This window comes from Bartonella sp. AD328YNZD, assembly GCF_042196425.1.
Map to the genome: position 1 here is coordinate 1 of NZ_JBHIQG010000202.1, position 4,653 is coordinate 4,653.

The 4,653-nt window shown below is 36.6% G+C and carries 4 protein-coding genes, 1 tRNA gene and 1 pseudogene; 1 reads left to right on the forward strand and 5 read right to left on the reverse strand.

Going from position 1 to position 4,653, the window contains the following annotated elements:
* Positions 1 to 232 precede the first annotated feature (232 nt).
* Positions 233 to 443: pseudogene (locus ACFIO3_RS09065) on the forward strand (DNA adenine methylase); the annotation flags it as partial.
* 140 nt (positions 444 to 583) lie between these two features.
* Here ACFIO3_RS09065 and ACFIO3_RS09070 read toward each other — a convergent pair.
* The 5 genes from ACFIO3_RS09070 to ACFIO3_RS09090 all read right to left on the reverse strand — a co-directional run bounded on the left by ACFIO3_RS09070 (position 584) and on the right by ACFIO3_RS09090 (position 4,428).
* Positions 584 to 654: transfer RNA gene (locus ACFIO3_RS09070), tRNA-Gln, on the reverse strand.
* 63 nt (positions 655 to 717) lie between these two features.
* Positions 718 to 1,476: an ABC transporter ATP-binding protein gene (locus tag ACFIO3_RS09075; protein WP_375609619.1), complete on the reverse strand. Its 759-nt coding sequence runs from the start codon at positions 1,474 to 1,476 to the stop codon at positions 718 to 720.
* Complete coding sequence (locus ACFIO3_RS09080) at positions 1,473 to 2,423, reverse strand: iron chelate uptake ABC transporter family permease subunit (protein WP_375607825.1); 951 nt, start codon at positions 2,421 to 2,423, stop codon at positions 1,473 to 1,475. The genes ACFIO3_RS09075 and ACFIO3_RS09080 overlap by 4 nt, the downstream gene beginning before the upstream one ends.
* Positions 2,416 to 3,372, reverse strand: coding sequence for an ABC transporter permease (locus tag ACFIO3_RS09085; RefSeq protein ID WP_375607824.1), 957 nt, complete (start codon positions 3,370 to 3,372; stop codon positions 2,416 to 2,418). Before ACFIO3_RS09085 ends, ACFIO3_RS09080 begins: the two co-directional genes overlap by 8 nt.
* 105 nt (positions 3,373 to 3,477) lie before the next feature.
* A complete protein-coding gene (locus tag ACFIO3_RS09090) occupies positions 3,478 to 4,428 on the reverse strand; it encodes a siderophore ABC transporter substrate-binding protein (protein ID WP_375607403.1) in 951 nt (316 codons plus the stop codon).
* Positions 4,429 to 4,653 lie beyond the last annotated feature (225 nt).

Below are 4,653 nucleotides of genomic sequence, written 5' to 3' on the forward strand. Positions count from 1 at the left end.
TTTCTTTTGATAAGTTTTCATATTTCTAAATAGAGCCCTTGCAATATGATACGTTTTGTATATATGCATTCATTACTCCATTGTGGATGATTCATTTGAATCTTATAATCAATATCTGAAAGCCGCGTCATGTCATTTGGCTCGGCTTTCTTTTTTGAATTCTCTCTTTAGATAGGTTTATAGCTATTAGATAAGGCTTTCCCATAAACAGAGACAGATATACGTGTATTATTATGGAAAGGATTTATTTGCGAGAGGATTACCAGACGATGTTTGCTTTGCTTGTGCAATTAAAGGGAAAGTTTCTTCTCTCTCAATTATGTGCTTCAGATCCGAAAAATCTTTAGCCAATTTAAGATAAAAGGGGTTGGCACATCTTATACATGTGGTTCAAAGAATCCGCACCGGCTCAAGAGCTTATCATCTCAAATTGCAATTTTTAGAGGAAGAGAAAATATGCATTAAAGGGATTTTAAATAACCCTTGAAAGTTTTTGAAGATCCTTTGAAAAAAATAAATTGATGCAAAATCTACTTTCAAATTATACAAAACCCGATGACAAGCTACAATCATTAAATACGGGCTGGGGAACTTGGATTCGAACCAAGATTGACGAAGTCAAAGTCAGCTGTTATACCATTAAACTATTCCCCAATAAGCCAATTTTACTATCCCTAGCAGATTCTACGGTGCATGTAAGCGAAAAAAATTTTATGATTATCGATAATAAAGAGCGATAGGGATGTCATTAATTGTTTTGATTTGAATATCGACATCATAAATGTCTTTAAGAATTTTTGGTTGCATGATTTCTTTTGGAGTCCCACAATAGGCTGCTTTCCCATTTTTCAGTGCAACAATCATATCTGAGTAAGATGAGGCAAAATTAATATCGTGCATAACAATAAGAATGGTTTTTTTCAGTTCATCAGCTGTGCGGCGTAATTGCTTCATCATAGAAACGGCATGTTTCATATCCAGATTGTTTAATGGCTCATCTAAGAGAAGATAATCAGTGTCTTGGCAGATAACCATTGCTATAAAAGCGCGTTGACGCTGACCGCCAGAAAGTTCATCTAAAAAACGGTCTTGTAAATCTTGTAAGTCCAGATATCGTAGTGCACTGTCGATAAATTGTTTATCTTCATGTGTATACCAGCCTTTTGAATAAGGATAGCGCCCAAAACTTACTAAATCATACACGGTTAAACGGAAGGATAAAGGATTATCTTGACGTAAAATTGAGAGTTTTTGAGCCAAAATATCGTGAGGAATTTTATCAATATCAAAGCCGTCAATGTTAATTGTCCCTTGATGGTGCGGTAAAAGACGTCTTATCAGCATTAAAAGAGTTGATTTTCCCGAACCATTGGGCCCAATGAGAGAAATAATCCCCCCTTTTGGAAGATGAAGGCATAAATTATCGATAATCAATCGTGCTCCGTACGCCTTGGAAAGATGATTGATCTCAATCATTTTAATTTTCCCTTCATCAATAACATTAAGAAGACAATACCTCCACAAAACTCAATGATAAAACTTAAACGCCCTGCCATATGAAAAATTTGCTCTAAAATAAATTGTCCCCCCACCAAACAAATAATCGCTAATAATATTGCAATAGGGACAACAACACTGTGTTTTGTTTGAGGAGAAAGTTCATAGGAAAGATTGGCAACTAACAGTCCAAAAAAAGTGACGGGGCCTACCAATGCGGTGGAAATGGATACAAGAATGGAAACAAAAATAAGGACAGCTGTCGCACTTTTGTGGTAATTAACGCCAAGATTGAGAGCATTTTCACGTCCCAAAGCCAAAATATCAAGAAGATGACGTGAACGCCATCCAATCAAACTTACAATGAAGACAATGATTGTGGCAAAGCTTATTAATGACGTATTGAATTTATTAAAATTTGCAAACATGATGTCCGTTAAATTCATCATTTGGTCTGGATTTAATTGCAATTGCATAAACATGCGTAAACTGAAAAAAAAGCCGCCTAAAACAACACCAATTAAAAGCGTCAAGTGAAGCCCTTTTAAGCTTCCTGAAAAGAGCCAGCGAAAAAGACTTGTTGAAAAGATAATGAGAATGAGGGCTTCGAGAATGAGCTGCCCTTCTTCATTCAAAAAGGGCAAAGAAAGAGAGCCTACAAAATACAGCAGGATAGTCTTTATTAAAATATAAAGCTGATCAAATCCCATAAGTGAAGGGGTAAGAAGACGATTGTTAACAATTGTTTGAAACAAAACCGTAGAAACGCTTATTGCATAGGCAATAAGGAGCAGAGAGATAAGTTTTGTAAGGCGAAATGTCCATGTATAAACATTGATATTCCACGCCATGTAAAGACTAATGACAGTACATGCCATGATGATAAGCGTCGTTAATACACATATTGTTGTTTTTTTTCTATCCAAGATGCTTTCTCCAGCGTAAAAGGAGTATTATAAAAATAAAACTACCGATCACGCCCATCATGGTACTGATGGGAATTTCAAAAGAAGGTTGAATGATTCGTCCTAAAAGATCACAAATCAAGACCAATCCTGCGCCGCTGATTGCTACCCAAGGAGCGGTATAGCGCATATTATCTCCCATGAAACTTGAAACAATATTTGGAATAATCAACCCAACAAAAGGAATACGGCCAATGGTACAGACGACAACAGCGGTAATTGAGGCGACAATAAAAAGGCCAAAAAACATGACAACACGATAATTCAATCCAAGGTTATTGGTTAAATCTTCTCCCAAACTTGCAACCGTAAAGCGATCAGCCGTACAATAGGCCAGAATACAAAGGGGAAGGGATAACCATAAAAGCTCATATTTTCCTTCAAGAACCATCGCAAAACTGCCAAATAAGTAAGCTTGAAGAGAAGGAAGTAACATTTCATAATCTGCAATGGCATTGGTTAAAGAGCCAATAATATAACTTAGCATAATCCCTGTAAGGGGGACAATGAGAGCAGATTTTAGAGGAATGCGTTGCAATAAAAACATAAAAAGTAAAGTGCCTGCCATGGCAAAGATTGTCGCAACGACCATTTTTCCTAAAACAGGAACATCGGGCAAAAAAATCATAATAAAAAGAATGCCAAGGGAAGCAGATTCAACGGTTCCGACGGTTGATGGCTCGACAAAGCGATTGCGTGTTAATAGTTGCATAATCATACCTGAAAGTGCAAGTGCTGCGCCTACTAAAATGATTGCAATGGTACGAGGAAGACGCGTTTGCCAAAAAATAAGCCACGCATGGGGATCGGCTGCGAAAAGGTTAGAAGGTGAGACATCAGAATAACCAACAAAAATGCTGAGGATAGACAGGAAAATTAGAAGTGTTATGGTTATCCAGTAATTCTTCACGTTAAATCATTTTCTAACAAAATTTAATAAAAAAACAAAGGTTATTTTATAAACAACCTCTGCTTTTAAATTTTATTTATATAGCAAGCAAGCTCTTTCGTGCGCTTATTTGCTCTTTGTAAAGGCTTCATTGATCTGCTGTGCTGTTTCAATGAGTGCCGTTAAACCACCATTTGCACGATACCAGCTCCAAGAGTCCAAATAAATAATTTGGTTTTGTTTGCTTGCTGTTGTGCGGTGAACAAGCTCATTGTTGAGCAATTGTGCTGCGGATTGTCCTTCCCGCCCAATGGCTGCATCGCGATCAATCACTAACAACCAATCAGGATTGGTTTCAAGAATGAATTCAGGAGAAATGAGTTGTCCATGTTTTTGCACGGTAAGTTTATCGGTTGCAGGGGCAATTCCAAAAGCGGAGTGAAAAATATCGAAACGTGATTTTGGTCCGAAAGCACTGATTTTTCCACCAGAGGTCATGAGTATGAGCCCGGTGCCTTTTCCTTGGGTATTTTTATGGACTTCAGCAAAAGCTTCATTGAGTTTTGCAATTTCCTTTTCTGCTTCTTGTGTTTTGCCAAAAATTTTTCCAAGGATAGACACATTTCGTTTAATATCTTCAAGAGAATTTTCATTTTCTACTGTTAGATCAATTGTTGGAGCTATTTTGGATAAGTCTTTATATTTTGCTTGGGTTCTGGAGGAAATAATAATCAAATTGGGTTGAAGAGTGGCAATTTTTTCATAATCGGGCTCAAAAACGGTCCCTATTCTTTCATATTTTGCATCGTCAAATTGTTGCAGATAGGAAGGTTTTTTTCCTTCAGGAACGCCGATAACTGCTTGGATACCAAGGCGATTCATATTATCTAGCGAGGCAAGATCAAACACAACAACCTTTTGCGGAGAAGTGGGAACAGAAGTCGTGCCTGAAACATGATCAATTGTTATATTTGTCTGGGTACTCGTATTTGCAATACTCGTATGCGTCCACAAAATCGTTGCAAAACTAATTGCAACCAGTAAAACAGAAGTCATCCATTTCATATATTTTATCATCGTGATTTTATCCTTTTATCTAATATTACAAAGGTTTGCGCACTTAAAAACTTAACTTTGGTATTTTTATGCACAAAATGAAGCGTAAATAAATAACACTATGTTGTAAAGTTGACTGACATATGTTACAAATCGTTCACTTACCTCATTTTCACTTAATTCTAGTGTTTTTGCAACATTATTTAGAAAGTTTGACATATGATCAATGTATTTAAAAAGCGTACA

Excerpts from the sequence above, each read along its gene's own strand:
- ACFIO3_RS09075 (WP_375609619.1), bottom strand. The coding sequence starts at position 1,476 with ATGATTGAGATCAATCATCTTTCCAAGGCGTACGGAGCACGATTGATT.
- ACFIO3_RS09090 (WP_375607403.1), bottom strand. The coding sequence starts at position 4,428 with ATGATAAAATATATGAAATGGATGACTTCTGTTTTACTGGTTGCAATT.